This is a genomic window from Billgrantia hypersalina, assembly GCF_052584175.1.
Window position 1 is genome coordinate 17,150 of record NZ_JBMIQI010000010.1, and the last position, 27,000, is coordinate 44,149.

A 27,000-nucleotide genomic window follows, 5' to 3' on the forward strand; every position below is an offset into this window, starting at 1 on the left:
CTGCTGCATTACACCCGAGGGTGACATCCCCATGAGCAACACTTCCGATCCCCGTCCCGGGGCATCCGAGGAGGCGGTCGAAAAGACCCCCGATTCCATCGCCGACGGGGTCGACGAGGACGTCGTCGAATCCAACCGAAGGCTTTATGTCGGCTGGCACTGGCTGGTGGTTGCCGGCCTGGCCATCGTCTACTCCGGTTTCCATCTGATTTCGCTGAACATGTTCCCGATGGAAACCTGGTCATTTCGTATCGTGCACATTACCGGTGCGCTCGTGCTCGGCTATGCGTTCTATGCAGGAAGTCGCTTCGCCAACGAAGAGGGAACCTCACGCTCCCCCGCCTGGTTGGCCTGGCTCAGCTATGCCCTCCTGCTCCCGGCGGCCTACGCCCTGGTACAGGTCGTCTTCATGTTCCGCGAGATCAGCGGCGGCGCCATGCGCATCGACCCGTCCGTCGAGACCTGGCACTACGGCTATCCGATGCTGGCCGCCACGATTGGCGGCATCCTGCTCTCCTGGGGCTACCGCCAGGTGCGCGAGAAGCTCTCCCCCGCCGACCTGGTACTGATGGTCTGCGCCCTGGCCAGCGCCGGCTATTTGCTGGTGGTGTTCAATACCCCGCTGCGCGCCTCCACCGGCACCGCTTTCGCCCCTGTCGGCATCACCTGGGCCGCCATTGCCGGCGCGCTGTTGATTCTCGAGCTGACCCGTCGCGTCGCCGGCCTGGCGCTGGTCGTCATCTCCGCCATTTTCCTGCTTTACGTCTGGGCCGGCCCCTATCTGCCAGGCTTCCTCGGCTATCCCGGCCTGTCGATGAATCGTTTCTTCAGCCAGCTCTACACCGATACCGGCATCCTCGGTCCGACCACGGCGGTTTCCTCGACCTACATCATCCTGTTCATCATCTTCGCCGCCTTCCTGCAGGCATCGAAGGTAGGCGACTACTTCGTCAACTTCGCCTTCGCTGCCGCCGGACGCGCGCGGGGCGGCCCCGCCAAGGTGGCGATCTTCGCTTCCGGCCTGATGGGCATGATCAACGGCACCAGTGCCGGTAACGTGGTTTCCACCGGCTCACTGACCATTCCGCTGATGAAGAAGGTCGGCTACCCCGGCCGCAGTGCCGGCGCCATCGAGGCCGCCGCTTCCACGGGTGGCCAGATCATGCCGCCGATCATGGGGGCCGGTGCCTTCATCATGGCCGAAATCACCGGCATCCCCTACACCGAGATTGCTGTAGCGGCATTGATCCCGGCGATCCTCTACTTCGCTTCGATCTACTTCATGGTGGATTTCGAGGCGGCCCGCAAGGGCATGCGCGGCATGCGCAAGGACGAGATCCCGCAGTTCCGTCGCCTAATCAAGCAGGTCTACCTGTTCGCCCCGATCATCATATTGATCGCCGCCTTGTTCATGGGTTACTCGGTGATCCGCGCCGGTACCCTGGCCACCGCTGCGGCGGCTGTGGTGAGCTGGATCTCGCCCAACAAGATGGGATTGTCGGCCATCCTGCGGGCACTGCAGCTGGCCGGTGTCATGTCGATCCAGATCATTGCCGTGTGCGCCTGCGCCGGCATCATCGTCGGCGTGATCTCGCTGACCGGGGTCGGTGCACGCTTCTCCTCGCTGCTGCTGGGCCTGGCCGGCGTCAGCCAGCTGCTGGCGCTGTTCTTCGCCATGTGCATCAGCATCCTGCTGGGGATGGGCATGCCCACCACGGCGGCCTATGCCGTCGCGGCCTCCGTGGTCGCACCGGGCCTGGTCAACATCGGCATCCAGCCGCTGATCGCCCACTTCTTCGTGTTCTATTTCGCGGTGGTCTCGGCGATCACGCCTCCGGTGGCGCTGGCCTCCTACGCCGCAGCGGGTATCTCCGGCGACAACGCCATGTCCACCTCGGTCGCCTCGTTCAAGATCGGCCTGGCGGCATTCATCGTGCCGTTCATGTTCTTCTACAGCCCGGCCATGCTGATGGAAGGCAGCTGGATGCAGATCCTGCGCGTGGGCGTGACGGCTACGCTGGGCATCGTGCTGCTCTCGGCGACGGTCCAGGCGTGGTTCTTCGGCCCGGTCAAGGCGTGGATGCGCCTGGTCATGTTCATCGGTGCGCTGTTCATGATCTACGGCGGCATCTATACCGACATCGCGGGCCTGGCCATCGGTGCGGTGCTGTTCATGCTCCAGCGCGGCATGCATGGCGGTGGCGCCAAGCCGATCACCTCGAACTGACGATATCGCGCACGCGTCAAAGCAAAGGGCCCTGCCGCAATGTGAACTGCACCCCGAAAGTTGGACACCCACTCCAACCTTCGGGGTGTTTCTATGAGGAAGCGATACGACGAGAGGTTCAAGCTGCTGGTGGCACAGCAGGCTTTGCACGAAGACACTAGCTTGAGCGAGGTGGCTCGCCAGCATGGCCTGGCCTACTCCCTGGTAAGGAAATGGCGGGACAACTACCGTCAGCATGGCGCGATGGGGCTGCGCAAGAAGTTCACGCACCGCAGTGCGGCTTTCAAGCTGGAGGTCCTTGAGAGGATGTGGCGAGATGGCTTGTCACGGCAACAGACGGAGACCCTGTTCGATATTCGCGAGCGCGGCGCCATTGGCAGATGGGAGCATCAGTACCATAGTGGTGGTCTGACCGCATTAGAGCCAAAGCGCAAGGGACGCCGCCCGATGACCAAGAAGCCGCCCTCTCCACCACCCCCACCTGATGAAGAGCGCTCTCATGAAGAATTGCTCGAAGAGTTGGCGTATCTGCGAGCGGAGAACGCCTACCTAAAAAAGCTCGATGCCTTGATCCGAGAGAAGCGGGCGACAACGCAGGGCAGAAAGCCCAAGTCGTCCAAGGGTTAAGGCACGAGCATTCGCTGGCTCTGCTGCTGCGTGCAGCAAAGCTACCTCGCAGCACGTTCTACTACCAGCTCAAGGCCCTGGGCATCGACGATCCATACGCGCCCCTGAAGGCGCGTATCCGGGTGGTCTACGACCGCCACAAGGGGCGCTACGGCTATCGCCGCATCACTGCTGTCCTGCGGCAGGCAGGTGAAGTGATCAACCACAAGGTCGTTCAGCGCTTGATGCAACAGCTGGGCTTGAAGTCCTTGGTACGTCCAAAGCGGTATCGCGCCTACCGAGGGGCAGTGGGCCATGTGGCTCCCAATGTGCTCGACCGGCAGTTTCGGGCATCTTGTCCGAATAAGAAGTGGGTCACTGACATCACGGAATTCAACGTTGACGGGCAGAAGCTGTATCTGTCGCCCATCATGGATCTCTACAACGGCGAGATCGTGGCCTATCAGACCAGCAGGCGTCCTGTACTCTCGCTAGTGAAGCAGATGCTTCAGCAGGCCTTTGCCTGCTTGAAGCACTCGGACCGGCCATTGCTGCATTCCGATCAGGGATGGCATTACCAGCATCCCGCCTATCGTGCCCTGTTGGCAGAGCAGGCGTTGACCCAAAGCATGTCACGCAAAGGCAACTGCCTGGACAATGCCGCCATGGAGAGCTTCTTCGGCACCCTGAAGGCCGAGTATTTCCACCTGAACCGGTTCGACACCATCGAGCAGTTGCAGCAAGGGCTCGACCAGTACATCCATTACTACAACCATGAACGCATCAAGCTGAAACTAAAAGGCCTGAGCCCCGTACAATACAGGACTCAGGCCTTGAGCACTGGCTGAATGAACCGTCCAACTAATGGGGGTCAGTTCAAATGGCAGGGCCCTTTCGTTACGGTTCGGTCGCGCTCCCTCAGGATTCAACGACGCCGCAGGCCATGCGGTTGCCACCGCCACCGAGTTCGGGCTCGTCGGAGTAGGTGTCGCCGCCCTCGTGAATCATCAGGCTGCGGTCCTGCACGTCCTCGAGGCTCAGGCGCGGCGCCAACACGGGGAGGCTCGCCTCGCCATCCTCGTTGACGACCAACACCGGCAGGTCGCCCAGATGGCCGTCACCGTAGGGTCCCTCGTGGCTGCCGGTATCTTCGGGGTCATAGTGGCTGCCCGCCTCGCCGGCGCCAATCATTTCCCCCTCGTCGTTCTCGCCCGGTTCGCAGCTGGCGTTCTCGTGGACGTGGAAGCCGTAGACGCCGGGCGGCATCTCGCGCAGGTCGGGGGTGAGCAGCAGGCCGTGATCGGTATCCTCGAGCGAGATGGTACCGATGGAATCCTCGACCCCGTCACTGCTCACCCAGCTCATCTCGACCTCGTGACTTTCCTGGGCCTGGGCCATCCCGGCGGCAAGCAGCAGGGAGGCGGCGGCAACTCCCGTCAGTGTTGCATGGCGCATCTGGTGTCCTCCTGTTCCTGGTTCCATGGACATGCAGAATCAGGCTAGACGCAGTTGCGCACCGGCGCCAAGGGGATATCAGGCGAGATGGTCGAGAATTCGCAGGCAGGGGCCGGCCTGGTTGAGGGTATAGAAATGCAGGCCCGGCGCGCCGCCATCGAGCAGGCGCTGACATAGCCGCGATACCACTTCGGTGCCGAAGTCGGCAATGGCCTCGCTGTCATCGCCATAGGCCTCGAGCTGCTTGCGCATCCAGCGAGGAATCTCGGCTCCGCAGGCGTCAGAAAAACGGGCCAATTTGGTGTAGTTCGCGATCGGCATGATGCCGGGGACGATGGGCGCTTCGACGCCGAGGCGACGCGCACGCTCGACGAAATGGAAGTAGGCATCGGCCGAAAAGAAATATTGCGTGATAGCGAAATTGGCGCCGGCCTTCATCTTGCGCGCAAAGTTCTCGAGGTCACGCTCGAAGCTCGGCGCCTGGGGGTGAGACTCGGGGTAGGCCGCCACAGCGATCTCGAAATAGTCGCCGGTTTCTTCGCGAATGAACTCCACCAGCTCGTTGGCATAGCGCAACTCGCCGATGCCGCCCATGCCCGAGGGAAGATCACCGCGCAGGGCGACGAGGCTGTCGATCCCCTCTTCACGATACTGAGCGAGCAGATCGCGCAGTGGCGCCTTCTCGCTGCCGATGCAGGACAGATGCGGTGCGGTAGTGATGCCCGCTTCGCGCACGGTCCTGACCGTGCTGAGGGTGCGCCCTTGGGTCGAGCCTCCCGCTCCGTACGTGACGGAAAAAAATCGCGGTTTCCGTTCTGCCAGTGCGTCACGCACGCCGACCAGTTTCTCGCGCCCCAACTCGGTGTTGGGGGGGAAGAATTCGAAACTGATGCCCAGCGGATACGACGTGCTCATGGAAGCCTCTCAATTCAGTGCCATCGATACCATGCTGCCGGGTCGGCAGCTTATCGAGTCTGTTTTGTGGATATCGGGCATTCTGCCGCCCCGCCGAACCCATGACCAATGAAAAGTTTCACACCGCTACATGAACTCCAGTCATCCACAGACGTCGTGAAAACCCACTGACCTAGAGTCCGCCTATCTCTGGATAAGCCAGGCCGCCGTTCGTCAAACTTCGCTAACAAAATTTCGCTTCGGTCACATTGACCTGTGGCCGCGCGAGGACGACGCTGAAGATGAATCATCACAGCCCGGCAATGGAACCTGCCGAGCGCAACAACCGGACGAGGAGGTCGCCATGACACATGAACTCATCACCGGCACTGCCGTCTTCGATGACGAAGGCAAGCAGGTCGGCAAGGTCGCTGATGTGAGCGATGTCGAGAAGGTGGGCATCATCACCGAGACGGGGAGTCGATTCTGGGTCCCGAAACAGCTGATCGCCTACCGCGACAATCGCTGGATGCTGGAACCGGGCTACACCGAGATCACCCCCTCCGAGGCCGGGGCACAGCAGGAGGATCGCGACCTGGACGAGGCAAGCGCCGAGAGCTTCCCGGCCAGCGACCCGCCCTCGTTCACCATGGGCGATGAAGGCAAGGGTAACTGACACCAAGCCGAGACGAGGAGAGTCGCATGGAAAGATCACGTCCAGACCGGAACGAAACGCAAAGTACGCAGGTGCCCAAGGAAGATCGCGAGGAGCTGCGCGAGGGAGCGCGCCGGCTGACCGAGCGCGACATACCCGACGATTCGTCCGCGGGTCACAAGGGAGGCCGTGACTCACCCGCCCAAGACGGCGTCTATCGTCCCGATGCCAACATCGACGATCAGAAGCACAACGCCAAGAAGCCGGGTATCGATACACGGAGTCGGGACGTGACGCCCGTGGGAGGCGCTCAGGTAACCCGCGACAAGAGCGCGCACAAGGAAAACATCGACGACAAGGCTGAAAAAGCGAAATCGACTCGCCGCGACGGCTGATCCCAGCGAGCCGTTACGCCGCGCGGGCCGCTAGCCAGCTGACTCTGCAGTCAGAGCCAGGCATCATATCGTCTTTCGCCAAGGGACTGACAAAAGACGATGATCGACCCAAGCGCTCTCCTCGCCCCGCTGTGGACATTGCTGGCCTTCGTCGGGCTGGGCTGGGTGGCTGCCCGACGCTTGGCCATCGATCCTCGCCCCATCGCGACCTTGCTAATCTATCTCATCGCCCCTGTCACCTTCTTTCGTGGCCTGATGCTGGGCGGCCCCACGCCCTACTACCTGCTGCTGACCCTGGCCCTGTTCCTGCTGGCAAGCCTCGTCGCCGCCACGATCAATCCGTTGGCGAAGCGTTTCCTGTCGCCGCAGGAGAGTGCCGTACTGGCCTTCTCCTCCGGCACCGGGAACACCGGCTACTTCGGCTTGCCGATCGCCATGATCCTGTTGCCGCCCGAGGGCGTGACGCTGTACCTGTTCTGTATGCTCGGCGTGACGCTTTACGAGTTCACGGTTGGCTTCTACCTCAGCGCGCGCGGCCAATTTTCGGTGCAGCAAAGCCTCGCCAAGATAGCGCGGCTGCCCCTGCTCTACGCCTTTCTCGCAGCGCTATTGGCCAGCGGGCTCGGCCTGACACTGCCCGCCGCGCTGGCAGACGGCCTGGCGGTCTTCCCCGCCACCTATACGCTGCTGGGCATGATGATCATCGGCATGACGCTGGGCCGAGTCACGTTCCGAGAGGTCGACCTGCGCTTCCTGGTCGGCTGTGTGGCGGTGCGCTACGGCCTATGGCCCCTGCTGGCCCTAGCTCTCGTGCTATTGCTTAAAGCCTGGCTGCCGCTCCCCGCCGAGCTGGCGATGGCCCTGCTGCTGCTCGGCGTGGTGCCGATGGCCGCCAATGTTGTCGTGGTCGCCATGGAACTCGGCATCAAGCCCGAGAAAGGCGCCTTGGCGGTGCTGATCACCACGCTGGCCGCACCACTGCTGATCCCCGCCTACCTGCCGCTGCTGATGCGGCTGGCCGGGCTGTAAGCCTTGCCAGTGCCCCTGGCTCCAACGCATGTCGCGTCGTCCTTGCAGCCGATGGTGGCGGGGCTAGCCTGAAGGAAAATGCATCTGGAGGAGACGATCATGCACCGCCAAGCGAAGTGGCCATTGGCCATCGTCCTGCTGCTTCTCCTCGCACCGGCCCAGGCGCACCACGGCTGGGTCGGCGGCGAGACCATCGAAATTGAAGGCACCATCACTCAGGTCAGGCTGGGCAACCCTCATGGCGAAGTGCAGCTGGACGTGGATGGCGAGGCGTGGACGGTGGAGGTCGGCCAGCCCTGGCGCAACGAACGTGCCGGCCTGGAGGAGGGTGACCTGGCCGAAGGGGTCGAAGTGCGCGTCTCCGGCGAACATGCCGGCGAGCATTTGCTGAAGGCGGAGCAGTTGTGGATCGGCGACGAGCACTACGCGCTCTATCCCGGGCGGATCTGACCGCGCATCGTGGAAGCGCTGCTGGCGTGGCTTGCCGGAACCGCCTTGGCTGACTGGGTGCGAATTTCACGCTGGGGCTATGCGGCCATCAACGCCCTGCACGTGCTGGGCATCGCGTTGCTGATCGGGGCCATCGTATCGCTCGACCTGCGCTTGTTGGGCTGGCGCCAGCGCCTGCCACTGCAGGCACTGGGCCAGCTGCTGCAGACAGTGGCCGTTTGCGGGCTGGTACTGGCCATGACAACGGGGGGAATGCTGTTCCTTGCCGACCCTGACGGCTACGTCGGGATGGGACTGTTCCGCCTCAAGCTGGCATTGATCGGCCTGGCCGTTGCCAACGCCGCACTGCTCAACCTGGGGCCAGGGCTAGCGGGCGCCACACCCCGGCGCTTGCGCTGGGCTGGCGCCCTGTCGCTGTTGCTGTGGCCAGCGGTGCTGATCGCCGGGCGCTTTCTCGCTTTCGTCGATGGCTGAAGGCGTTGCACCGAACTCAATGCGATGCCATGGCGATACAGGCCTCGGCGCAACGATGGCACGCCTGGGCGCACTCCTGGCAATGGTCGGCCTCGTGCTTGGCGCATTCATCGCCGCAGGCCTTGCAGATGTCGGCGCACAGGCGGCACAGCTGATTGGCGTATTCGCTGTTCTGCGCCATGAAGGAGGCCGCCAGGCGGCAGATTTGCGCACACTGCATGTCCAGGCGGATGCAATCCGCCATCATCTTGACGTCGTCTTCCTGCAGGCAGGAGACGGCACAGCGGTCGCAGTAGGCCGCACAGACATGACAGGCTTCGATACACGATTTGAAGTGGCCAAAATCCATCTCTCGCTCTCCTCGTCATCCATTGGTGACCCGAAGGAGCCGCAGCGGGGAGGAGCGACGCCTGCGAGTAAAGGGAAAGCTAGCCAAGGCCGCCCTCCCTCACAAGCAAACCTACATAACGTCACACACATCACGGCAAGACGCCGCCCGGTGGGCGGCGTCCCATCGCGCAACCGAATGAAGATCCGCGTCTTCAGTAGCGATAGGCGTCCGGTTTGAAGGGCCCTTCGACGGGCACCCCGGTGTACTCCGCCTGTTGCTCCGTCATCTGCGTGAGCACTCCGCCGAAACCTTCGACCATATAGCGGGCCACTTCCTCGTCGAGATGGCGCGGCAGCACGGTGACGGCCAGCCCCCCCTCCTTCTCGGCCGGCGGCAAGTCGGCGAAGCGCTGCTGGTAAAGATGGATCTGTGCCAGTACCTGGTTGGCGAAGGAGCCGTCCATGACCCGTGACGGGTGGCCGGTAGCGTTGCCCAGGTTGACCAGGCGGCCCTCGGAGAGCAGTAGCAGGTAATCGCGGCTGGCGGGATCGTAGTCGCCTGGCGTGCTGTCGCGGTAGACCTTGTGCACCTGCGGCTTGACCTCCTCCCAGTGCCAATGGCGGCGCATGAAGGCGGTGTCGATCTCGTTGTCGAAGTGACCGATGTTGCATACCACCGCACCGGGCTTGAGTGCCTCGAGCATGGCGGCATCGCAGGCCTCGATGTTCCCGGTGCAGGTCACCACCAGATCGATGCGAGAGAGCAGTTCGCGATTGACGCTCTCCTTGCCACGGTTGACGCCGTCGACGTAGGGCGAGACCACTTCATAGCCATCCATGCACGCCTGCATGGCGCAGATGGGGTCGATCTCGGCGACCTTGACGATCATGCCCTCCTGGCGCAGCGAGGCCGCCGAGCCCTTGCCCACGTCGCCGTAGCCCATCACCAGCGACTGCTTGCCCGCCAACAGATGGTCGAGGCCGCGCTTGATAGCGTCGTTGAGCGAATGGCGGCAGCCGTACTTGTTGTCGTTCTTTGACTTGGTCACGGCGTCGTTGACGTTGATTGCCGGCACCCTGAGCGTGCTGTCGCGAAGCATCTCCTGCAGGCGGTGCACGCCGGTGGTGGTTTCCTCGGAAATGCCGTGAATGGCCTCGAGCAGCTCGGGACGCTTGTCGTGGAGCAGCGCGGTGAGATCGCCGCCGTCGTCGAGCACCATGTTGGGCGTCCAGCCATCGGGGCCCTCCACGGTCTGCTCGATGCACCACCAGAACTCCTCTTCCGTTTCGCCCTTCCAGGCGAACACGGGAATCCCGGCGGCAGCGATGGCGGCAGCGGCATGGTCCTGGGTCGAGAAGATGTTGCACGACGACCAGCGCACCGAGGCCCCCAGGTCGATCAGCGTCTCGATCAGCACCGCCGTCTGGATGGTCATGTGGATACAGCCGGCGATGCGCGCCCCCGCGAGCGGCTGCTCGTCGCGGTACTTGGCGCGGATCTTCATCAGCGCCGGCATCTCGGTCTCGGCGATGCGGATCTCGCGCCGTCCCCAGTCGGCCAGGCTGATGTCGGCGACCTTGAAGTCCTGTGCGGTCGGGGCGGAAACGGCGGGCTGGTTCATGCGTCACCTCTCTCGAGCGGAAAACGGTGACACCTACTATAGGCTGGGATCGCCGGAGGCGACAATCAACCGCCGAAGCCCATCACCCCGTAACTGGCGAGCCGTGCCGCCAGGCGGCGAACTTCAGGATGAGCGAAGAACGCGGTCAGCGCCGCGGCACGCTCGGCGCCCAGTCCGTCCAGCGACGCCCAGTCGCGGCTCTCATACCTAGCCAATGCCGCCCAGTCTGCCGGCAGGGCAGTCTCGACCCCCGGCGGTACCCCCAACGCTTGCAGCCAGCGCGAAAAGGGGGCCGCCCGCGCCGAATCGAATGTCGCCGCCAGTACCCGGGCGCGAGTTTCGCCGATACCGTGGGCTCGCTGAAGCATGCGCTCGTCCAGCGCCATCCAGTCGAGCAGCGTCGTCACCAGGCCGGCCTCGACCAGCGCTCGCCAGGTGCCCTCCCCCACTCCGGACAGGGCAAGGGCCTCGGGGCCGGAGAGCCACGCCAGACGCTCGAGGAACTGCCCCTCGCAGCCCGGCGTGGCGCGCAAGCAGCTCAATGCGTGGTAGGCCTCGACATCGGGCACTGTCAGCATCGCTCTCTCGGGGTTGCGCCAGGCCACCCCCTCAAGCCGAGGGATGGTCAGCCCTGCCAGGGCAACCACGACACGATCCCCGGGCCTGACGTCCAATGCCCGCCACCGGGCCAGGGTACCCAGACTGACGCGGCGGATCGTACGCCCCTCCAGCGCTACCGGATAGAGATGCAGCAGCGGGGTGATGCGACCGGTACGGCCGATGCGGAACTCGACGCCGCGAACCTCGGCCAGCGCCTCTCGAGGCAGGTGCTTCCAGGCGATGGCCCAGGTTGGCGGTTCGGCTTGCCACTTATCGCCGAGTGGCCGCGAGGCCTGGCGCAGCACGACGCCGTCGGTGGCGAAAGGCAGCGGGCTCCGAAACCAGGTGTCGCGCCACTGCTCGATGCTTGCCAAGTCGTCGACGGGGTGAGTGAAGGCAGCCGTGTCGACGAAGCCCAGCGCCGTCAGGCCTTCCAGCCGCGCCGCCATCGTGGCGGGGCCGTCCGGCCATTCCCAGATGAAGACCCCCACTTCATCGGCCTCGGCATCGCTCAGGGCGTCGCGAGCCAACAGCCCGATCACGCGGGCCCGTGCCCCGTCATCTCCCCTCTCGGCCTGCACGTGAGCCGCGCTGCGCAGGTAAAGCTCCCCCTGTAGCACGGCGTCCTGCACCCTGGGCAGACGAGACGGCACTGCCGGGAGGCGCTTCACTCGTTCGGTCCAGTCCTGTCCCGTCACGCCATCGCCTCGGCTGATGGCATGCTTGAGCTCGCCCTGTGCGTAGACCAGGGTTACCGCGACACCATCTATCTTGGGCTGGATCCAGACATCGTCGCGGCGCGATAGCCAGCGTCCCACCGCTGCCGCGTCGGGTAGCTTCTCGAGCCCCGTGTGGCGCACCGGGTGGCCGAGGTCGCCACTCGGGTGGCTTGGCACCGGCGCCGGAGGCACCCGCCCGGGATGACAGCGCCGCCAACTCTCGAGCCGTGCCCTGGCCTGGTCGTAGACGTCATCGCTGACGATGGATTCGCCCTGCCGATAGTAGGCGTCGTCCCACTCCGCAAGGCGCTCGACCAGTGCCGCCACCGCATCGGGTGCCGGCACCGCCGGACAGGGTGCGTGCGAATAGGCAGCCAGGGGCAGCCACACGCCAACCAGGCAGAACAGGCCGGCGACAAGACGCTGAAGCATAGCGGTAGCCTCACCAGAAAAAGGCTCCTACCATAGCAACAGGCCCCGCGCGACGCTGTCGGCGGGGCCTGTCAGTTGCTGTCAGCCTGGGCTTACAAGGAAACCTACAAGCCGGCGGCCTGGCGCAGCGCGGCGGCGCGGTCGATACGCTCCCAGGGGAAGGCGGTGAAGGTCTCGGTGTGCTCCTCGCCCTTGTTGTCCTTCCAGCGATAGCGGGTTTCGAAGGGCTCGCGGCCGAAGTGACCGTAGGCCGCGGTGAGCTGGTACATGGGATGGAGCAGATCGAGCATTCGGGTGATGGCGAAGGGGCGCAGGTCGAAGTGCTCGCGTACCAGCTCGATGATGCGCGCCTCGTCCACCTTGCCGGTGCCGAAGGTATTGATCGCTACCGAGGTGGGCTCGGCCACGCCGATGGCATACGACACCTGAATCTCGCACTTGTCGGCGAGCCCTGCGGCGACGACATTCTTGGCCACGTAGCGCCCGGCGTAGGCGGCACTGCGGTCGACCTTGGAGGGGTCCTTGCCGGAGAAGGCCCCGCCGCCGTGGCGCGCCATGCCGCCGTAGGTATCGACGATGATCTTGCGCCCGGTGAGGCCACAGTCGCCTACCGGGCCGCCGATGACGAACTTCCCGGTGGGGTTGATGTGAAACTGCGTCGACTCGGAGAGCCATTCGGCAGGGATCACCTCCTCGATGATCTCGCGCTTGACCATCCGCCGCAGCTCCTCCTGGTCGATCTCCGGCGCATGCTGGGTCGACAGCACCACCGCCTCGACGCCGCAGGGCTTCCCCGCCGCATCGTAGCGGAAGGTGATCTGACTCTTGGCATCGGGACGCAGCCACGGCAATAGCCCATGCTTGCGCAGCTCGGCCTGGCGTTCCACCAGGCGGTGGGCGTAGTGGATCGGCGCCGGCATGAACGAGTCGGTCTCGTTGGTGGCGTAACCGAACATCAGGCCCTGATCGCCAGCGCCCTGGTCTTCCGGCTTGCTGCGGTCGACCCCTTGGGCGATGTCCACGCTCTGCTTGCCGATCAGGTTGAGCACCCCGCAGGTCTCGCCGTCGAACCCGACCTCCGATGAGGTATAGCCGATATCGATGATCACCTCGCGCACCAGCTCCTCCAGGTCAACCCAGGCGGAGGTGGTGATCTCGCCGGCGACGATGGCCACACCGGTCTTGACCAGCGTCTCGCAAGCCACCCGGGCGTGTTTGTCGCGGGCGATGATGGCGTCCAGCACCGCATCGGAAATCTGATCGGCAATCTTGTCCGGATGTCCCTCGGAGACGGATTCGGAGGTGAACAGGGAGTATTCGCTCATGCGTGTCGACCCTTTTGTATATCGGCAAAGCGCAGCGGTGCCATCGAACCGGAATGACGGCCTTCGAGCTGCATGCTCCCGGCTTTCGCCCGGCGGGCACACAGCGCCATGGAGACCGAGTTTACATGGCGCCACCCGGGGAGGCACCCGTCATTTGATGCTCGGCGGCAAGTCGGCGACAATAGGCGGCCGAATTCGACCGCGCCGTACCTTCCTGCGGCGCCCAGCCAGAACACTACCGGCCGGCCCGGCAGGCCGCCGATGACTTGCCCCATTCTGCCGCAGGCGAGGAGCTAACCCAAATGCCGTCCCGATTCGAACTGGCCAATGCCATTCGCGCCCTGTCCATGGATGCCGTACAGCAGGCCAAGTCCGGCCATCCCGGCGCTCCGATGGGCATGGCCGACATCGCCGAAGTGCTGTGGAACGACTACCTCAAGCACAACCCCAATGACCCCAAATGGCCCGACCGCGATCGTTTCGTACTGTCCAACGGCCACGGCTCGATGCTGCTCTACTCCCTGCTGCACCTGACCGGCTATGAGCTGGAGCTCGAGCAACTGCGCAACTTCCGCCAGCTGCACTCCAAGACCGCCGGTCACCCTGAGTTCGGCTACGCCCCGGGTGTAGAGACGACCACCGGGCCGCTGGGCCAGGGCCTGGCCAATGCCGTGGGCATGGCCATCGCCGAAAAGACCCTGGCGGCGCAGTTCAACCGCCCCGGTCACTCGATCGTCGATCACAACACCTACTGCTTCGTCGGTGATGGCTGCCTGATGGAAGGCATCTCCCATGAGGTGTGCTCATTGGCCGGCACCCTGGGGCTGGGCAAGCTCACGGTGTTCTACGACGACAACGGCATCTCCATCGACGGCGAGGTCGAGGGCTGGTTCACCGACGATACCGCCAAGCGCTTCGAGGCCTACGGCTGGCACGTGGTGCCCAACGTCGACGGCCACGACCCGGAGCAGATCAAGGCTGCCATCGAGCTGGCCCGCAGCCATGAGGAGAAACCGAGCCTGATCATCTGCAAGACCATCATCGGCTTCGGTGCGCCCAACAAGCAGGGCAAGGAGGAGAGCCACGGCGCTCCGCTGGGCGAGGAGGAAGTGGCCGCGGCGCGCAAGCAGCTCAACTGGCCGCACTCGCCTTTCCACGTGCCCGAGCCGATCTACCAGGCCTGGGACGCCCGCGAGCGAGGCAAGTCGCAGCAGGAGGACTGGCAGAGCCGCTTCGCCCGCTACCGCGACGAGCACCCCGAGCTCGCCCGGGAATTCAGCCGCCGCGCCCAGTGCCAGCTGCCGGCGGAAATCACCAGCGAAGCTTTCATCGAGAAGATGCAGCAGCAGGGCGAAACCCTGGCCACGCGCAAGGCGTCGCTGCTGTGCCTCAACGAGCTTGGCCCGCAACTGCCCGAGCTGCTCGGCGGCAGCGCCGACCTGGCCCCCTCCAACCTGACTTTCTGGAGCGGCGCCAAGCCGATCTCGCGAGAGAATCCGGGTGGCAACTACCTGCACTACGGGGTACGCGAGTTCGGCATGGGCGCGATCATGAACGGCATCGTGCTGCACGGCGGCTTCATTCCCTACGGCGCCACCTTCTTGATCTTCATGGAGTACATGCGCAACTCGGTGCGCATGGCGTCGCTGATGGGAAAACGCGCCATCTACGTGTTCACGCACGACTCCATCGGCCTCGGCGAGGACGGCCCCACCCACCAGCCGATCGAGCAGCTGACCAACCTGCGCTCCACGCCCAATCTCTGCACCTGGCGCCCCTGCGACGCGGTGGAGACCGCCGCCGCCTGGGACGCCGCGATCAAGCGCAACTCCGGCCCCACGGCACTGGTACTGTCACGCCAGAACCTGCCGCACCAGGAGCGCAGCAAGCAGCAACTGGCCGAAATCCAGCGCGGTGCCTACGTCCTCAAGGACAGTGAGGACATGCCTGAGCTGATTCTGATCGCCACCGGCTCCGAGGTCTCGCTGGCCATGGAGGCGGCAGCCGAGCTGGAAGGCCAGGGCCGCGCCGTACGCGTGGTCTCGATGCCTTCAGCCTACCGCTTCGACGGCCAGGATGCCGAGTATCGCGACAAGGTACTGCCCAAGGCAGTCACCAAGCGCATCGCCATCGAGGCCGGCCACGCCGACTACTGGTACAAGTACGTGGGCCTCGAGGGTCGCGTGATCGGCATGACCACCTTCGGCGAATCGGCGCCGGCGGGCGACCTGTTCAAGTACTTCGGCTTTACCAAGGAAAACGTTGTCGAACAGGCCAACGAGCTGCTGGGCTGACGACTCCTTCACAAGCGTCACGAAAAAGGGCACGACCTTTCAGGTCGTGCCCTTTCGTTTTGCTTCGCGTCGAGATTGGCTCAGGCCACCGTCACGCTCTTGTCCAGATAGACGTCCTGAATGGTCTGGAGCAGCTCGACGCCTTCGGTCATGGGCTTCTGGAAGGCCTTGCGCCCCGAGATCAGCCCCATGCCGCCGGCACGCTTGTTGATCACTGCAGTGCGCACCGCCTCGCCCAGGTCCGAGTGACCCTTGGAGCCACCGCCGGAATTGATCAGGCCGGCACGACCCATGTAGCAGCACGCCACCTGATAACGGGCCAGGTCGATGGGATGGTCGGAGGTCAGCTCGCTGTAGACCTTGGCATGGGTATGGCCGAAGCCGATGTCCTGGTAGCCGCCGTTGGTCTCCGGCAGCTTCTGCTTGACGATGTCGGCCTTGATCGTCGAGGCAAGATGGTTGGCCTGGCCGGTGAGATCGGCGGCCACGTGGTAATCCTTGCCTTCGTGCTTGTACGCAGGGTTGCGCAGGTAGGCCCACAGCACCGTGGCCATGCCCAGTTGATGCGCGCGCTCGAAGGCCTCGCTGATCTCCATGATCTGGCGGCGGCTCTCCGGGGAGCCGAAGTAGATGGTGGCGCCGACCGCCACGCAACCCATGTCGTGGGCCTGCTCCACCTCGGCGAACAAGGTCTGGTCGTAGAGCGCCGGGTAGCTCAGCGTCTCGTTATGATTGAGCTTGAGCATCATCGGGATACGGTGCGCATAGCGCCGCGCCACCGACGACAGCACGCCCAGGGTGGAGGCTACGCCGTTGCAGCCACCCTCGATGGCCAGTTCGACGATGTTGGCCGGATCGAAGTAACGCGGGTTGGGCGCGAACGAAGCGCCGGCGGAGTGCTCGATGCCCTGGTCCACCGGCAGCAGGCTGAGGTAGCCGGTACCGGCCAGGCGACCATGGTCGAACAGTGCCTGCAGGCTGCGCATTACCGCCGGGCTGCGGTCGCTGTCGGCCACTACCCGGCTGACGAAGTCCGGTCCCGGCAGGTGCAGCTGCTCGCGGGGAAAGCCTCGGCAGCGATGATCCAGCAGGTATTCGGCATCGTCACCCAGTAGTTGGGGTATATCGGTCATGTCTTCCTCTCCATGGTGTCGTGAATCGCTATTCCCAGCGTAGTGAAAACCGTACCGAGCGTTGCCCTCGCTTGCAAACGGATGCGCCCTTTCACAAGGAAAGGGCGCTTTGGTCTAGGCCGCTTTGATCTCGATCCGCCGGCTTCTATGCTTCTCCTTCTTCGGCAACCGCAAATGGAGAACGCCTTTCTCCAAATGTGCCTCGATGGCGGCGGTATCGATCTCGTGGCTGAGCGTGAAGCGCCGAGCAAAGCGCTGGGCCTTGGCCTCGGCATAAGTTGCCGTAATGCCCTCGGGCATGTCGATACGAATCTCGCCCTCGATGCTCAACAGGTTGCCATCGACCTCGACGTTAAGACCATCCCGGGAAACGCCGGGCATGTCGGCAACCAGGTACAGGGCATTATCCTGTTCGTAGATGTCGACAGGTGGCCGCATGGCCAGGCTGCGCTTTTCACGCGCGGTCACATGGGACTGCGGTTCTTGACGAGCGACTTCGTTCATGTTCATCACCTCCTCACGTGCTGATCGTCTTGTCGAGTTTGGTGTCAGGCGACTCAGGCCGCCTGAACCTCGATGCGACGAGGCTTGAGCTCTTCACGCTTGGGCAGGTGGATTTCGAACACCCCGTCGTGACAGCGCGCCTCGGCACGCTCGACGTCGATGCCTTCGGGCAGGCCGATGGTGCGCACGAACTCTCCGTCGAAGCGTTCGCGACGGAAGCTGGGCCGTACACTCTCGCCATCGTCGTCCCGTGGCAGGGCGTCGCGCCGTCCCTTCAAGGTCAGCACGTTGTCCTGAACGCTGATCTCGAGATCGTCGTGGGTCAAGCCGGCCGCGAGGACATAGACGCGGACGGCATCATCGGTACGCCCGACATTGATCATCGGAAAGCTGCCGTGCGGCACCGAGCGGATGTCCGCCGCTCCCTCTTCCGAAAAGACTTCGTCGAGCCACTGGCGGAACCAGTCCGCTCCCGGCGACACTCCGGTATCGAAACGCTTGAGATCTCCGAACATATCGAACACCTCCTACGCTATCAGGCTTTTGAGTCTAGCGGGTCAACCCGAACCGCGGCATTCAGGGGGGACAGACCCCACCGTGCCGTACAGCTTCTTATAGGGTCATTGCGACATTTTTCAAGTCTTGCTCGACAGGGATTTTCACACGCCACACAGCACCGGCAGAGACGCAGGTCACGTGGGCAAATGCGGCGAAAATGCGCTAGAATCGCCGCTTTCCGCCGGCAAGAGAGCCCGCCTCATGGCCCAGCGTATCGCCATCAACGGTTACGGTCGTATCGGTCAGTGCGTGCTGCGGGCGCTGCGCGAGCGCCAACCGGGCCGAGCCGAAGAACCGGCGCTGGAAGTCGTGGCGATCAACGAACTCTCCGACCTGGCCACCATCGCCTACCTGACCCGCTACGACACCACCCACGGGCGCTTCCCCGGACGAGTGGAAGCCGCTGCGGGACGACTGGTCGTCGACGGCGCGTCCATCGAAGTCTTGACCGAGCCGGAGCCCACCCGCCTGCCCTGGGGCGAGCTCGGCATCGACCTGGTGCTGGAATGCTCGGGCAGCTTCAAGGATCGCGCCACCGCCGAGCGTCACCTTGCGGCCGGCGCCGGCCGCCTGCTGTTCTCCCAGCCCGCCGAGAGCGACGTCGACACCACCATCGTCTGCGGCATCAACGATGGCGAGCTTGCCGCCGAGCATCGCATCGTCTCGGCGGCATCGTGCACCACCAACTGCCTGGTACCCGTGCTCACCGTGCTCGACGAAGCGCTTGGCATCGAGCATGGCGTGACCACCACGGTACACTCGGCGATGAACGACCAGCCGGTGATCGATGCCTATCATCAGACCGACCTGCGCCTGACACGCTCGGCAATGCACTCCATCGTGCCCGTCGACACCAGCCTGGCCCGTGGCATCAACCGCCTGATGCCGCACCTGGCCGGGCGCTTCGAATGTCTGCACATGCGCGTGCCGACGATCAACGTCTCGGCCATGGACTTGTCGATCTGCGTGCGCCGCGACACGTCGGCCGCCGAGGTCAATGCCCTGCTGCGAGAGGCGAGCACCGGGCGCCTGGCCGGGCTGCTCGGCTACACCGAAGAGCCCATGGCCTCGGTCGACTTCAACCATGACCCCCGCTCGGGTATCGTTGACGCCACTCAGACCCGGGTCGCGGGCAACCGCCTGATCAAGCTGCTTTGCTGGTTCGACAACGAGTGGGGCTTCGCCAACCGCATGCTCGACGTCGCCCAGCGAATGGCGGCGCTCCCCGCGGCGCCCCGGTGACCCCGGTTTCGCTCACACAAGGAAAGGATGACGCCTGATGAACGTGCTCAAGATGACCGACCTCGACCTGCGCGGCAAGCGTGTGCTGATCCGCGAGGACCTGAACGTACCCGTCAAGCACGGCAAGGTGACCAGCGACGCCCGCCTGCGGGCGAGCCTGCCGACCATCCAGGCCGCCATGGAAGGCGGCGCCAAGGTGATGCTGATGAGCCACCTCGGGCGCCCGACGGAAGGCGAGCCGGCCGATGAGTTCTCGCTGGCCCCGGTGGCCGAGCGCCTGGGCGAGCTGCTCGGTCGCCCGGTGCGCCTGGTCGAGGAGTACCTCGACACCGCCCAGGACCTGGCCGAGGGCGAAATCGTGCTGCTGGAGAACGTGCGCTTCAACGTCGGCGAGAAGAAGGACGACGAAACCCTCTCGCAGCAGTACGCCGCGCTGTGCGACGTCTACGTGATGGACGCCTTCGGCACCGCCCACCGCGCCCAGGCCTCGACCCACGGCGTGGCCCGCTTCGCCCCGCAGGCTTGCGCCGGTCCGCTGCTGGCCGCCGAGCTCGACGCGCTGGAAAAGGCGCTGGCCACGCCCAAGCGCCCCATGGTGGCCATCGTCGGCGGCTCCAAGGTCTCGACCAAGCTCGAGGTGCTCAACGCGCTCTCCGAAAAGTGCGACCAGCTGATCGTCGGCGGCGGCATCGCCAATACCTTCATTGCCGCGGCGGGCCACAAGGTGGGCAAGTCGCTGCATGAAGCCGACCTGATCGACCAGGCCAAGGCCCTGATGGCCAAGGTCGAGATTCCGCTGCCCACCGACGTGGTGGTGGCCACCGAGTTCTCCGAATCGGCCGAGGCGGTGGTCAAGCCGGTCGACCAGGTAGGCGACGAGGAGATGATCCTCGACATCGGCCCCGACACGGCCGGGCGGCTGGCCGGCTTGCTCAAGGACGCCGGCACCATCCTCTGGAACGGCCCGGTGGGCGTGTTCGAAATCGACCAGTTCGGCAAGGGCACCGAGGCGCTGTCGAAAGCCATCGCCGAAAGCAACGGCTTCTCCATCGCCGGCGGCGGCGATACCCTGGCGGCCATCGACAAGTACGGGATTGAGGAGCGGGTCTCCTACATCTCCACCGGCGGGGGCGCCTTCCTCGAATACGTGGAAGGCAAGACGCTACCCGCCGTCAAGGCCCTGGAAGACGCCGCCGCACGCTGACCCCCATGCCGCCCGGCGCTGCCAGGCGGCGCTTCATCACCCCCAGACAGACTGAAAGAGAACAGGTGAGTCAATGGCACTGATCAGCATGCGCCAGATGCTGGACCACGCCGCCGAGCGCGGCTACGGCATTCCAGCCTTCAACGTCAACAACCTCGAACAGATGCGCGCCATCATGGAAGCGGCCGACGCAACCGACTCCCCGGTGATCGTCCAGGCCTCCGCCGGCGCGCGGAAGTACGCTGGCGCGCCGTTCCTTCGCCATCTCATCCTGGCTGCCGTGGAGGAGTTCCCCCACATCCCGGTGGTGATGCACCAGGACCACGGCACCTCTCCCGCGGTCTGCCAACGCTCGATCCAGCTCGGCTTCTCCTCGGTGATGATGGACGGCTCGCTGGGCGAGGATGGCAAGACCCCGACCAGCTACGAGTACAACGTCGACGTCACCCGCCGCACCGTCGAGATGGCCCACGCCTGCGGCGTCTCGGTGGAGGGTGAGCTGGGCTGCCTGGGCAGTCTGGAAACCGGCATGGCCGGTGAAGAGGACGGCATCGGCGCAGAGGGCGTGCTCTCCCACGACCAGCTGCTGACCGATCCGGAGGAGGCCGCCGAGTTCGTCAAGGCCACCCAGGTCGACGCGCTGGCCATTGCCATCGGCACCAGCCACGGCGCCTACAAGTTCACCCGGCCACCTACTGGCGACACCCTCTCGATTCAGCGCATCAAGGAGATCCACGCGCGCATCCCCGACACCCACCTGGTGATGCACGGCTCCTCCTCGGTGCCGCAGGAGTGGCTCGCCATCATCAACGAGTTCGGCGGCGAGATTCCCGAGACCTACGGCGTGCCGGTCGAGGAAATCGTCGAGGGCATCAAGCACGGCGTGCGCAAGGTCAACATCGACACCGACCTGCGCCTGGCCTCCACCGGGGCGGTACGCCGCTTCCTGGCCAACAACCCCAGCGAGTTCGACCCGCGCAAGTACCTCAAGGAAACCGTGACCGCCATGCGCGACATCTGCATTGCCCGCTACGAAGCCTTCGGCACCGCCGGCAATGCCAGCCGCATCAAGCCGATCAGCCTCGAGGCGATGTTCGAACGCTACGCCCGTGGCGAGTTGGACCCCAAGGTGAAGTAAGCCGCGCGAGCAGGCTCCTTGTAACCATCAGCGGGGCGGCCTTCATGGCCGCCCCGCTGCATTACGGCCTGTCTCAGCCCCTCACTCCTCCCTGGCCTGAATGACGGCACTTGCACGATGCACGGTTTCGCGCCTAGGATGGGAACGTTCCCATCAAGAGAAGCCCCATGCCTGCCCGATCCACCCGGCACGCCACCATTCTCGAAGTGGCACGCGAAGCCGATGCCTCGAAGACCAGCGTGTCACGCTATTTCAGCGGCGAGCGCGAGCGGCTCTCGCCAACCCTGCAGCAGCGCATCGCAGAGGCTGCGCGCCGGCTCGGCTACCGTCCCAACCAGATGGCCCGCGGCCTCAAGGGAGGGCGTTCGAAGCTGCTCGGCATGCTGGTGGCCGACATCCGCAACCCCTATTCGATCGCGGTGATGCATGGCATCGAGCAGGCCTGCCGCGAGCACGGCTTCTCGCTGCTGGTGGCGAACACCGACAACGACCCGGTGCAAGAGCGCACCCACCTGGCCCTGCTTGCCTCCTACCGGGTAGAGGGATTGGTGGTGAATGCCGCCGGCAGCCCCGCTCATGTGCTTGAGGAGCTGACCCAACAGGGTCTGCCGCTGGTCCTGCTCGACCGCTGGCTGGAGGAAGTGGAAGCGGACGTGGTCGGCCTCGACAACGCGCTCGCCGTGGACATGGCCATCGATCACCTGATCGAGCAGGGCTACCGCAGCCTGCTGTTTCTCAGCGAACCGGTGGGCCAGGCGAGTCCACGGCAGCAACGCTGGCAGCGCTTCGAGCAGCGCCTGACCGACGAGCCGAACCTGCACGGTGAGCGCCGCGACCTGAGGCCATGCGCCCCGGATGCGGCACGCGAGATCCTGCAGGATTTCCTCGCCCGGGCCGAGCGTCCAGCCGTGCTCTGCGCCAATGGCAACGTGACCTTGGCCGCCACCCGCGCCTTGCAGGCCCTCGGGGTGCGCCTCGGCGAAGTTGGCCTGCTCGGCATCGACGAACTCGCGTGGTGCGAGCTGGTTCCCCCCGGCATCACGACGCTGGCCCAGCCCACCGAGACCATCGGCCGGGCCGCCGTGCAGCAATTGCTGGCACGAGTTGACGACGGTACGCCCCCACAGCCGCCCCGCCGCACGCTGTTCCCGGCCCGGCTGAATGCCCGCGGCTCGACTTGCCCCGCGGGCCCCGCCCAAGACCATGACATCGATCACGACCAGGAGGCACCATGAGCGACTCCTCTCTCCCACCGGAAATCCTTGCCTTCGGCGAAGCGATGGCCCTGTTCGTGGCCGAGACCCCCGGGGCGCTGGCCGACGTGGAATGCTTCCGGCGCGGCATCGCCGGGGCCGATACCAACGTCGCCATCGGCCTGGCCCGGCTCGGTTTTCGCGTCGGCTGGCTGAGCCGCGTCGGCAGCGACGGCTTCGGCACTTACATTCGCCACAAGCTCGAAGCGGAGGGCCTGGACTGCCGCTACCTGAGCGAAGACCCTGAACACGCCACCGGCCTGGTGTTCAAGGAGCGCGCCCTGGGTGGCGCCGACCCCAGGGTAGAATACTTTCGTCGCGGCAGCGCCGCCAGTCACATGGCACCCGGGGATGCCGAGCAGATCGACTTCACCGCCGCGCGCCACCTGCATGCCACCGGCATTCCACCGGCGCTCTCCGACAGCTGCCGGGAGCTGACCCGACACATGCTCGACCAGGCCCATTTCCATGGCGCCAGCATCTCCTTCGACCCCAACCTTCGCCCCAGTCTGTGGCCCAGCGAGGCTGCGATGCGCGAAACGCTGAATGCCATGGCAGCCCAGGCCGACTGGGTACTGCCGGGCCTGGCCGAGGGACGCCTGCTGACCGGGCACGATACACCTCGCGGCATCGCCGATTTCTATCTCGAGCGTGGCGCCCAAGCCGTGTTCCTCAAGCTTGGGCCGGAGGGCGCCTACTACCGCGGCGTACTCGAAGGCCGCGAGACGGAGGCCACGGTAGCCGGGTTTCGGGTCGAGCAGGTGGTGGATACCGTGGGCGCCGGGGATGGTTTCGCCGTGGGCGTGATCAGCGCCCTGCTCGATGGCCTTTCGCCACAGGCAGCCGCGCGCCGCGGCAACCTGATCGGCGCCGAAGCCGTGCAGGTGCAGGGCGACATGGAGGGTCTGCCGAGTCGCACGCGCCTGGCCGAACTCGAGCGCGTCCTGCCAGACTTGCCGTAACCGCCATTGCACACCGGAGCGAGACAATGACCAAACGCATCGTCGCCTACAGCCGCCTCAAACCCACGCACCTCGACCCGCTCAGGCAGCGTTTTCACGTCGACTACTTCGAAGCCCTGCAGAGCGCCGATGACCCCGGTTTTCGCGAAGCGTTGCGCGAGGCCCACGGCATCGTCGGCTCAAGTCTCGCCATCACACCCGAGCTGCTCGATCAAGCCCCGCACCTGGAGGCCATCGCCACCATCTCGGTGGGCTACGACAACTACCCCGTTGAAGCACTGACCCAGCGCGGCATTCTGTTGTGCAACACGCCCGATGTGCTCACCGAGACCACTGCCGATACCGGTTTCCTGCTGATCATGGCAACCGCCAGGCGTGCCATCGAACTGGCCAACTTCGTTCGCCGCGGCGACTGGCAGGGGAGCATAGGCGAAGCCCAGTTCGGCAGCGACGTGCACGGCAAGACGCTGGGCATGATCGGTTTCGGCCGCATCGGCGCCGCCGTCGCCCGTCGCGGCGCGCTGGGCTTCGGCATGCGAGTGCTCTACTCCAACGCCTCGCCCAAGCCTGACCTGGAGCGCGAGCTGGGCGCCTTGCGCTGCGAGCTGGATGAGCTGCTGACACAGAGTGACTTCGTCTGCGTAACCGTGCCGCTCTCGGCTGAAACGACCCATCTGATCGGCAAGCGCGAGTTCGGTTTGATGAAGCGCTCGGCGATCTTCGTCAACATTGCCCGAGGCAAGGTGGTCGACGAAGCAGCGCTGATCGGCGCCCTGGAGAGCGGGGAGATACACGCCGCCGGTCTCGACGTGTTCGAGCAGGAGCCACTGTCGCCGGAATCGCCGCTGCCGCACATGGCCAACGTGGTAGCACTGCCGCACATCGGCTCGGCCACCCACGAAACCCGTGACGCCATGGCTCAGCGCGCGGTGGACAACATCGCGCTAGCCCTCGACGGGAGGCGCCCCATCAGCCTGGTCAACGAGGCAGCCTGGCGGCTACGCGGCTGAGATCCCATTCGTGTCCGCCATGCCCGGCCACTTCATGTTGCAATGCAGCACCAAGTGGCCAAGAATACCCTCAGGTTTTTGATACCGGCAGGCGTGGAATCGCCGCCAGCAACGACAAGGAGTCACGATGCTAACCCCCTTCACCCCTCCAATGACCTATTCTCCGGCACCGATGGCAGAAATCTGGCGCCTGAGCATCATGGCCTTCGAGCTCTGGTCGACCTCGATGTCCACCATCGCCATGCGCCAAGGCCTTTGGCAGACCCAATCGCCTACCAGCGCCCGGATGTTGAAGGAGAACCAGCGGATGGTCACCGAAAAGCTCGAGGCCGGTATGGAAACCGGTTTTGAGATTCAGAAGGCCATGCTTCAGATGGCATTCGGCCAGACGACACCTTGGTGGGTGACCAGCCGGCGCACCATGACGCCCTATCACCGCCGCAGCAGCGCCAATTCCAAAAGGCTGTCCCGTCGTCGCTGAGCTTGCACCGTTCTCGCGACGTTACCTAGAGTGATCCAGGCACCTGACAAGGAGAGGTCGACATGATGCCAAGTGCGCTGACAAGCAGCTTTCTGGTGGCGGCGCTCGTCACCGCTCCGGCGCTCGCCGGGCCGGAAACCACCGAAACCGGTGGAGACGACAATCCGCAACAGGTCGAAGGCATGAGCCCCGAGGAATCGGAGCAACAGTTGGAGCCTACCTCCGACCCTAGCGGTCAGGCCCGCCTCGAAGTCGCCGAACAGGAAGCCTACGGACGCTACCTGACCAACCAGGACGGCAAGAGTCTCTACGTTTTCATGCAGGATGAGCAGGGCGGTGATTACAGCACCTGCGACGAGAGCTGCGCTATTGCCTGGCCGCCCTACGCCACTGAGGAGCCCCCCATCGCCGGCGAAGAGGTAGATGCAGATCGACTCGGAGTCATCGAGCGAGAGGACGAGACACTTCAGGTTACGTATGACGGCTGGCCACTCTACTACTTCGCCCGAGACGTCTACCCCGGCGACGCGCTGGGCCAAGGGCTCGACCACCTGGGCGGACACTGGTACCTGATCTCTCCCGACGGAGAGATCCTCGAGGATGCCCCGCCGCAACAGGCCGAACCGGCTGATTCCTGATCTGACCGCCGGGTCAATAGGAGGATGCACCGGCCAAAACGAAACCGCCCCCGGCATGGCCGGGGGCGGTCTTACGAGGGCTCAAGGAGCCTAGGCCATTACCAATCCTGGTCGGCTTCGGTGTCCTCTTCCCACTCTTCTTCTTCGTTCTCTTCTTCCCACTCGTCGTCAGCGGTCCACTCTTCCTCTTCGTTCTCCTCTTCCCACTCTTCGTCAGTGGTCCACTCTTCCTCTTCGTTCTCCTCTTCCCACTCTTCGTCAGTGGTCCACTCTTCCTCTTCGTTCTCGTACTCTACGGTATCGAAGTCGACGCCACCCTGAGCGCTGCCGTTAGTCTCCGGAGCGGTCTCTTCCGGATAGGTTTCCTGGTCCTCTTCCTCGTCATGGAAATCGGCCAGGACCAGCGGGCTCGCAGACAGGCCAAAAGTGATACCGACAACGCCGAGCTTCTTGAGGAATTCCTTGGACATCATGTTCGTACCTCCAACTGAAGTTTGAACTTGCTTTCCTGAAGTGGTGTACCGAAATCGCATCGTGAGGATTCCGACAGCACTTAGGCTAGAGCGAAATGCAGGCCAATCTGACTCTTCGAATTTAAATCCGTTTAAAAATATGAAGTTATAAGAAACCACCCTGGCCAGGGCGCCGCTGGGATGCGTCAGACAAGTGGAGAAAAATGTCACATGAGCACAAAATGACCGTGCCCCGGTCTGACGCCCCGGTAAAACGAAAACCGCCCCCGGGCATGGCCGGGGGCGGTTCGAGGCGGCTGATCGGGTCAGCCTTCAGATGACGTCACTAACTTCCTTGTCAGCGACTACCCGTCCTTGGGTATCAGTACTTACCAATCCTGGTCGTCATCCTGTTCCTCTTCCCACTCTTCCTCTTCGTTCTCTTCTTCCCACTCGCTGGCGGAATCGTCGTTGAAGCCTGCGTCGCCTTCAGCTTCAGCATCTACGCCGGCATCAGCATCGGTGCCCAGGCCGCTGTCGCCCGTTTCAGATCCGGCTTCGATGCCAGTATCGGCGCCGCCTGCATTGGTGCCCGTATCATCGGTACCCATGGCGGTGCCTGCCTCTGAATCCGAGCCAACACCCATGTCAGTATTAGCATCGGCACCGACGTCAGTGTCCGCATCAGTACCCAGGCCGCTGTCGCCGGTATCGGAGCCGGCATCGATGCCGGTATCGGCCCCAGCCTCAGTACCCATCTGGGTATCCGCACCAGCGTCAGCACCCGGAGCAGATTCCTGCGGAACGGCGCCTTCATCCTCTTCGTCATGGAAATCGGCAAGGGCCAGCGGGCTGGCAGTCAGGCCGAAAGTGATACCGACAATGCCGAGTTTCTTGAGAAATTCCTTGGACATCATG

General features: G+C 64.3%; 27 protein-coding genes. 16 read left to right on the plus strand and 11 right to left on the minus strand.

Annotated features, from left to right (window positions below; genetic code table 11):
* Positions 1-31: 31 nt before the first annotated feature.
* Both ACOJCM_RS06670 and ACOJCM_RS06675 read left to right on the plus strand, forming a co-directional pair.
* Positions 32-2,227, plus strand: coding sequence for a TRAP transporter permease (locus ACOJCM_RS06670; protein ID WP_445211287.1), 2,196 nt, complete (start codon positions 32-34; stop codon positions 2,225-2,227).
* A 93-nt stretch (positions 2,228-2,320) separates the two neighbouring features.
* Positions 2,321-3,681 (plus strand): IS3 family transposase gene (locus ACOJCM_RS06675; RefSeq protein WP_445211288.1). Its coding sequence is split into 2 segments (ribosomal slippage): positions 2,321-2,777 and positions 2,777-3,681, totalling 1,362 coding nucleotides; the frame shifts between segments, so codons are not numbered across the junction.
* A 70-nt stretch (positions 3,682-3,751) separates the two neighbouring features.
* Here the strand turns inward: ACOJCM_RS06675 and sodC are convergent.
* Both sodC and metF read right to left on the minus strand, forming a co-directional pair.
* Entirely contained in the window at positions 3,752-4,288 is a 537-nt protein-coding gene (gene sodC / locus ACOJCM_RS06680) for a superoxide dismutase [Cu-Zn] SodC (protein ID WP_445211289.1), read from the minus strand.
* Positions 4,289-4,366: 78 nt separating this feature from the next.
* Positions 4,367-5,203 carry a methylenetetrahydrofolate reductase [NAD(P)H] gene (gene metF / locus ACOJCM_RS06685; protein ID WP_445211290.1) on the minus strand — a complete coding sequence of 279 codons (837 nt, stop codon included), beginning with the start codon at positions 5,201-5,203 and terminating at the stop codon, positions 4,367-4,369.
* 343 nt (positions 5,204-5,546) lie between these two features.
* On the opposite strand from metF, the gene ACOJCM_RS06690 reads away from it, so the two are divergent.
* From ACOJCM_RS06690 to ACOJCM_RS06710, 5 genes are all read left to right on the plus strand, one after another.
* A complete protein-coding gene (locus ACOJCM_RS06690) occupies positions 5,547-5,858 on the plus strand; it encodes a hypothetical protein (RefSeq protein ID WP_445211291.1) in 312 nt (103 codons plus the stop codon).
* A 26-nt stretch (positions 5,859-5,884) separates the two neighbouring features.
* The gene (locus ACOJCM_RS06695; protein ID WP_445211292.1) at positions 5,885-6,232 is read left to right on the plus strand and encodes a hypothetical protein; all 348 of its coding nucleotides are present in this window, start codon (positions 5,885-5,887) and stop codon (positions 6,230-6,232) included.
* Between the two features lie 99 nt (positions 6,233-6,331).
* Positions 6,332-7,261 (plus strand): AEC family transporter, encoded by a 930-nt coding sequence (locus ACOJCM_RS06700; RefSeq protein ID WP_445211293.1) that lies wholly within the window; start codon positions 6,332-6,334, stop codon positions 7,259-7,261.
* A 99-nt stretch (positions 7,262-7,360) separates the two neighbouring features.
* A complete protein-coding gene (locus tag ACOJCM_RS06705) occupies positions 7,361-7,711 on the plus strand; it encodes a DUF6152 family protein (RefSeq protein ID WP_445211294.1) in 351 nt (116 codons plus the stop codon).
* A 45-nt stretch (positions 7,712-7,756) separates the two neighbouring features.
* Positions 7,757-8,185 (plus strand): hypothetical protein, encoded by a 429-nt coding sequence (locus ACOJCM_RS06710; protein WP_445211295.1) that lies wholly within the window; start codon positions 7,757-7,759, stop codon positions 8,183-8,185.
* Positions 8,186-8,201: 16 nt separating this feature from the next.
* Here ACOJCM_RS06710 and ACOJCM_RS06715 read toward each other — a convergent pair whose 3' ends face one another.
* The 4 genes from ACOJCM_RS06715 to metK all read right to left on the minus strand — a co-directional run bounded on the left by ACOJCM_RS06715 (position 8,202) and on the right by metK (position 13,213).
* Positions 8,202-8,534 (minus strand): four-helix bundle copper-binding protein, encoded by a 333-nt coding sequence (locus ACOJCM_RS06715; protein ID WP_445211296.1) that lies wholly within the window; start codon positions 8,532-8,534, stop codon positions 8,202-8,204.
* Between the two features lie 193 nt (positions 8,535-8,727).
* The gene (ahcY, locus tag ACOJCM_RS06720; protein WP_445211297.1) at positions 8,728-10,137 is read right to left on the minus strand and encodes an adenosylhomocysteinase; all 1,410 of its coding nucleotides are present in this window, start codon (positions 10,135-10,137) and stop codon (positions 8,728-8,730) included.
* Between the two features lie 65 nt (positions 10,138-10,202).
* The gene (gene ligB, locus ACOJCM_RS06725; RefSeq protein ID WP_445211298.1) at positions 10,203-11,888 is read right to left on the minus strand and encodes an NAD-dependent DNA ligase LigB; all 1,686 of its coding nucleotides are present in this window, start codon (positions 11,886-11,888) and stop codon (positions 10,203-10,205) included.
* 104 nt (positions 11,889-11,992) lie between these two features.
* A complete protein-coding gene (gene metK / locus ACOJCM_RS06730; protein ID WP_445211299.1) occupies positions 11,993-13,213 on the minus strand; it encodes a methionine adenosyltransferase in 1,221 nt (406 codons plus the stop codon).
* Between the two features lie 302 nt (positions 13,214-13,515).
* Between metK and tkt the strand changes: the two genes are divergently transcribed.
* Positions 13,516-15,507: a transketolase gene (gene tkt, locus ACOJCM_RS06735; RefSeq protein WP_445211300.1), complete on the plus strand. Its 1,992-nt coding sequence runs from the start codon at positions 13,516-13,518 to the stop codon at positions 15,505-15,507.
* An 80-nt stretch (positions 15,508-15,587) separates the two neighbouring features.
* Here the strand turns inward: tkt and ACOJCM_RS06740 are convergent, their stop codons facing one another.
* From ACOJCM_RS06740 to ACOJCM_RS06750, 3 genes are all read right to left on the minus strand, one after another.
* Entirely contained in the window at positions 15,588-16,640 is a 1,053-nt protein-coding gene (locus ACOJCM_RS06740; protein WP_445211301.1) for a class I fructose-bisphosphate aldolase, read from the minus strand.
* A 114-nt stretch (positions 16,641-16,754) separates the two neighbouring features.
* A complete protein-coding gene (locus tag ACOJCM_RS06745) occupies positions 16,755-17,144 on the minus strand; it encodes an Hsp20/alpha crystallin family protein (RefSeq protein ID WP_445211302.1) in 390 nt (129 codons plus the stop codon).
* A gap of 53 nt (positions 17,145-17,197) precedes the next feature.
* Positions 17,198-17,659: an Hsp20/alpha crystallin family protein gene (locus ACOJCM_RS06750; RefSeq protein WP_445211303.1), complete on the minus strand. Its 462-nt coding sequence runs from the start codon at positions 17,657-17,659 to the stop codon at positions 17,198-17,200.
* Positions 17,660-17,903: 244 nt separating this feature from the next.
* Here ACOJCM_RS06750 and ACOJCM_RS06755 point away from each other — a divergent pair, with 244 nt between their 5' ends.
* From ACOJCM_RS06755 to ACOJCM_RS06790, 8 genes are all read left to right on the plus strand, one after another.
* Positions 17,904-18,944 (plus strand): type I glyceraldehyde-3-phosphate dehydrogenase, encoded by a 1,041-nt coding sequence (locus ACOJCM_RS06755; protein ID WP_445211304.1) that lies wholly within the window; start codon positions 17,904-17,906, stop codon positions 18,942-18,944.
* A gap of 37 nt (positions 18,945-18,981) precedes the next feature.
* On the plus strand, positions 18,982-20,148 hold the full coding sequence (locus tag ACOJCM_RS06760) for a phosphoglycerate kinase (protein WP_445211305.1): 1,167 nt from the start codon (positions 18,982-18,984) through the stop codon (positions 20,146-20,148).
* 73 nt (positions 20,149-20,221) lie between these two features.
* Positions 20,222-21,286, plus strand: coding sequence for a class II fructose-bisphosphate aldolase (fba, locus tag ACOJCM_RS06765; RefSeq protein WP_445211306.1), 1,065 nt, complete (start codon positions 20,222-20,224; stop codon positions 21,284-21,286).
* Positions 21,287-21,453: 167 nt separating this feature from the next.
* Positions 21,454-22,521, plus strand: coding sequence for a LacI family DNA-binding transcriptional regulator (locus ACOJCM_RS06770; RefSeq protein ID WP_445211307.1), 1,068 nt, complete (start codon positions 21,454-21,456; stop codon positions 22,519-22,521).
* Positions 22,518-23,501, plus strand: coding sequence for a sugar kinase (locus ACOJCM_RS06775; RefSeq protein WP_445211308.1), 984 nt, complete (start codon positions 22,518-22,520; stop codon positions 23,499-23,501). Before ACOJCM_RS06770 ends, ACOJCM_RS06775 begins: the two co-directional genes overlap by 4 nt.
* Before the next feature lie 26 nt (positions 23,502-23,527).
* On the plus strand, positions 23,528-24,511 hold the full coding sequence (locus ACOJCM_RS06780) for a 2-hydroxyacid dehydrogenase (protein WP_445211309.1): 984 nt from the start codon (positions 23,528-23,530) through the stop codon (positions 24,509-24,511).
* 127 nt (positions 24,512-24,638) lie between these two features.
* Positions 24,639-24,992: a hypothetical protein gene (locus ACOJCM_RS06785; protein WP_445211310.1), complete on the plus strand. Its 354-nt coding sequence runs from the start codon at positions 24,639-24,641 to the stop codon at positions 24,990-24,992.
* Between the two features lie 62 nt (positions 24,993-25,054).
* Positions 25,055-25,630 carry a COG4315 family predicted lipoprotein gene (locus ACOJCM_RS06790; protein WP_445211311.1) on the plus strand — a complete coding sequence of 192 codons (576 nt, stop codon included), beginning with the start codon at positions 25,055-25,057 and terminating at the stop codon, positions 25,628-25,630.
* Positions 25,631-25,728: 98 nt separating this feature from the next.
* Here the strand turns inward: ACOJCM_RS06790 and ACOJCM_RS06795 are convergent, their stop codons facing one another.
* Both ACOJCM_RS06795 and ACOJCM_RS06800 read right to left on the minus strand, forming a co-directional pair.
* The gene (locus ACOJCM_RS06795; RefSeq protein WP_445211312.1) at positions 25,729-26,103 is read right to left on the minus strand and encodes a hypothetical protein; all 375 of its coding nucleotides are present in this window, start codon (positions 26,101-26,103) and stop codon (positions 25,729-25,731) included.
* Between the two features lie 368 nt (positions 26,104-26,471).
* Positions 26,472-26,999: a hypothetical protein gene (locus ACOJCM_RS06800; RefSeq protein WP_445211313.1), complete on the minus strand. Its 528-nt coding sequence runs from the start codon at positions 26,997-26,999 to the stop codon at positions 26,472-26,474.
* Position 27,000: the final 1 nt, after the last annotated feature.

Coding starts and splice junctions, on each gene's coding strand:
- ACOJCM_RS06750 (WP_445211303.1), bottom strand. CDS start 17,659: ATGTTCGGAGATCTCAAGCGTTTCGATACCGGAGTGTCGCCGGGAGCG.
- sodC (WP_445211289.1), bottom strand. CDS start 4,288: ATGCGCCATGCAACACTGACGGGAGTTGCCGCCGCCTCCCTGCTGCTT.
- ACOJCM_RS06760 (WP_445211305.1), top strand. CDS start 18,982: ATGAACGTGCTCAAGATGACCGACCTCGACCTGCGCGGCAAGCGTGTG.
- fba (WP_445211306.1), top strand. CDS start 20,222: ATGGCACTGATCAGCATGCGCCAGATGCTGGACCACGCCGCCGAGCGC.
- ACOJCM_RS06790 (WP_445211311.1), top strand. CDS start 25,055: ATGATGCCAAGTGCGCTGACAAGCAGCTTTCTGGTGGCGGCGCTCGTC.
- ACOJCM_RS06700 (WP_445211293.1), top strand. CDS start 6,332: ATGATCGACCCAAGCGCTCTCCTCGCCCCGCTGTGGACATTGCTGGCC.
- metF (WP_445211290.1), bottom strand. CDS start 5,203: ATGAGCACGTCGTATCCGCTGGGCATCAGTTTCGAATTCTTCCCCCCC.
- ACOJCM_RS06800 (WP_445211313.1), bottom strand. CDS start 26,999: ATGATGTCCAAGGAATTTCTCAAGAAACTCGGCATTGTCGGTATCACT.
- tkt (WP_445211300.1), top strand. CDS start 13,516: ATGCCGTCCCGATTCGAACTGGCCAATGCCATTCGCGCCCTGTCCATG.
- ACOJCM_RS06755 (WP_445211304.1), top strand. CDS start 17,904: ATGGCCCAGCGTATCGCCATCAACGGTTACGGTCGTATCGGTCAGTGC.
- ACOJCM_RS06775 (WP_445211308.1), top strand. CDS start 22,518: ATGAGCGACTCCTCTCTCCCACCGGAAATCCTTGCCTTCGGCGAAGCG.
- ACOJCM_RS06670 (WP_445211287.1), top strand. CDS start 32: ATGAGCAACACTTCCGATCCCCGTCCCGGGGCATCCGAGGAGGCGGTC.
- ACOJCM_RS06695 (WP_445211292.1), top strand. CDS start 5,885: ATGGAAAGATCACGTCCAGACCGGAACGAAACGCAAAGTACGCAGGTG.
- ACOJCM_RS06705 (WP_445211294.1), top strand. CDS start 7,361: ATGCACCGCCAAGCGAAGTGGCCATTGGCCATCGTCCTGCTGCTTCTC.
- ACOJCM_RS06770 (WP_445211307.1), top strand. CDS start 21,454: ATGCCTGCCCGATCCACCCGGCACGCCACCATTCTCGAAGTGGCACGC.
- ACOJCM_RS06715 (WP_445211296.1), bottom strand. CDS start 8,534: ATGGATTTTGGCCACTTCAAATCGTGTATCGAAGCCTGTCATGTCTGT.
- ACOJCM_RS06690 (WP_445211291.1), top strand. CDS start 5,547: ATGACACATGAACTCATCACCGGCACTGCCGTCTTCGATGACGAAGGC.
- ACOJCM_RS06795 (WP_445211312.1), bottom strand. CDS start 26,103: ATGATGTCCAAGGAATTCCTCAAGAAGCTCGGCGTTGTCGGTATCACT.
- ACOJCM_RS06740 (WP_445211301.1), bottom strand. CDS start 16,640: ATGACCGATATACCCCAACTACTGGGTGACGATGCCGAATACCTGCTG.
- ACOJCM_RS06785 (WP_445211310.1), top strand. CDS start 24,639: ATGCTAACCCCCTTCACCCCTCCAATGACCTATTCTCCGGCACCGATG.
- ligB (WP_445211298.1), bottom strand. CDS start 11,888: ATGCTTCAGCGTCTTGTCGCCGGCCTGTTCTGCCTGGTTGGCGTGTGG.
- metK (WP_445211299.1), bottom strand. CDS start 13,213: ATGAGCGAATACTCCCTGTTCACCTCCGAATCCGTCTCCGAGGGACAT.
- ACOJCM_RS06745 (WP_445211302.1), bottom strand. CDS start 17,144: ATGAACGAAGTCGCTCGTCAAGAACCGCAGTCCCATGTGACCGCGCGT.
- ACOJCM_RS06780 (WP_445211309.1), top strand. CDS start 23,528: ATGACCAAACGCATCGTCGCCTACAGCCGCCTCAAACCCACGCACCTC.
- ahcY (WP_445211297.1), bottom strand. CDS start 10,137: ATGAACCAGCCCGCCGTTTCCGCCCCGACCGCACAGGACTTCAAGGTC.